The sequence below is a fragment of the Isoptericola sp. NPDC057191 genome, assembly GCF_042670225.1.
Taxonomy (GTDB): Bacteria; Actinomycetota; Actinomycetes; order Actinomycetales; family Cellulomonadaceae; genus Isoptericola.
Genome location: NZ_JBHUWC010000318.1, coordinates 1 through 1493 on the forward strand (window position 1 = coordinate 1; position 1493 = coordinate 1493).

A 1493-nucleotide genomic window follows, 5' to 3' on the forward strand; every position below is an offset into this window, starting at 1 on the left:
GGGCGGGGTGACCAACCACTGGTCGCGGGTCGTCCACGCGAACTCCCCGATCGGCTACGCGTTCCCCTACGACGACGTACGCCCGGACGGCGAGCCCGCCGTGCCGGGCGCCGTGCCGGGGACCGGGCCGGGCGCCAGCACCGTCGCGGTGCTCGCCTCGACGCGGCGCACCGCGACCAGCCGGGTCTGTGCTCGCGTGCCGCCGAGCAGCCGCTCCAGCCTCTGCGTCACGCCGGCCGCCGGAAAGTTCCCGGAGTCCCGCACCGCCGCGAACGTCCGCAGGTGCGTGGGCAGCCCGTGCGCGAGGACGATCGCGCCGGCCGCGGTGCGGTCCGCCGGGTCCGTCGAGTCCAGCAGCCGCCGGCCCACGGTGACCCGGTCGGTGGTCTGCGGGTTCTCGGCGGCGGAGCCGCCGTCCAGCGCCGACACCAGCTCCTCGTCGTTCTCCAGGTGCAGCACCGGCACGCCGGTCGGCGTGGCGAAGGACCCCGTCGGGGAGCCCGCCGTGACGACGCCACCCACCGGGTGCCTGGACCGGAACGCGGGCGAGGCCGCGAGCGCCGTCGCCGCGATCCCGCCCAGGCTGTGCCCGACCAGCACGACGGGCTCGTCGTCGGTGGCGCCGGCCTGGTCGAGGGCCTGCTCGACCGCGACGGACACGTCGGCGGCGTCGTGCGCCATGAGCTGTAGGTCGGTCGCCGTGTCGAACGGGTGCGTGACCGAGAGCCCCGCCTGCGTGCCAGGGATCAGCACGGTCCACGACGTCGACCCGTCGGCGTGCTCCACCTGCTCCACCGCCAGCGTCCCCGCGGGGACACCTGCGGCGGGCCGTCCGACGATCCCGCTGCCCTGGGCATAGAGGTCACCGACCCGGGCGAGCGCCTCCTCGACGGTGCCGGACGGCTGGTCGGTCCATCCCGGCGGGGGGCCGGCGAGGTCGGCGTCGGCGAGGGCCAGCACCCGGACCTCGGAAGCCGGCAGCAGCGCGACCACGACGTCCGAGAGGGCGCCGGCGCCGCGGGTCACGCCGTCCGTCATCGCCGCAGGGCCTTCCCGCACCCCGCGCTCGAGGTCGCGCCAGGTCCACGGCGTCGTGAGCGCGAGCCCGGCGCCGAGGCCGGCGACCATCTCGTCGGCGGACGGCGCGAGCACGCGCCACAGGTTCGCGGCGGGCCCGTCGTACCCGGTCGTCGGTGTGACCAGCGTGGGTGCCGGGGCGGACACGGCCTGCAGCTCGACCTCCCGCCTCGGGTCGGACGGCGCGCCGGGTCCCCACAGCCGCCGGCCGACGGCCGTCCCCTGTGCCGCGGCCTGCAGCGGCAGGAGCTTGACGCCCAGCCACGCCCCGGCGGCACCGGCCGCCACGGTCACGACCGTCCCGACGGCCCGGTCGGCCAGGCACTCCGCCGCGCGGTACAGCCCGGCGGCGAACCGCAGCCGGCGCGCGCACCGCTCGGCGCCGGTGGCGCGGCCGTGCAGGCGCACGGTGGCGT

1 protein-coding gene is annotated in these 1493 nt (G+C 77.8%); it reads left to right on the forward strand.

What is annotated here, in order from left to right:
- Nucleotides 1-7 precede the first annotated feature (7 nt).
- Complete coding sequence (locus tag ACFT55_RS20195; RefSeq protein ID WP_380245655.1) at nt 8-859, forward strand: beta-1,3-glucanase family protein; 852 nt, start codon at nt 8-10, stop codon at nt 857-859.
- The last annotated feature ends 634 nt before the right edge of the window (nt 860-1493 follow it).